Annotated in this window: 1 protein-coding gene; it reads left to right on the top strand. The window is 32.8% G+C overall.

Annotated features, from left to right (window positions below; all coding sequences use genetic code 11):
- A partial coding sequence (locus AAEY83_RS14060) for a hypothetical protein (protein WP_351059776.1) occupies positions 1-287 on the top strand: 287 nt, incomplete at both ends.

Genomic DNA, 287 nt, shown 5'->3' with positions numbered 1-287 from the left:
AGCTTATACAATGGAGTTTCTTCAATATTATCTAAAGATTCGAGGAAACTCGAATTAGCCGAACTATTGCATAATGGCGTTAGAGTTGGAAAGACTCCAAAAAAAAATATTTTAGCTTTATTAGGAAAGCCAAACATTTCAGACTCCCTATACAATCAAGAGTTTGAAAAAGTGAAAAAATTAGATGTTCGTTTCTTCATGATGAACTTGGCCACTGAACGTGAAGATGCTTATCTGATATTGAAATATTTCGCGGTCGAAGCGAGTTATATTAACTATTATAAAAC

The sequence above is a fragment of the Psychrobacter sp. TB20-MNA-CIBAN-0197 genome (assembly GCF_040309765.1).
GTDB classification, from domain to species: Bacteria; Pseudomonadota; Gammaproteobacteria; order Pseudomonadales; family Moraxellaceae; genus Psychrobacter; species Psychrobacter submarinus.
This window is presented reverse-complemented; position numbering and strand designations above follow the sequence as displayed.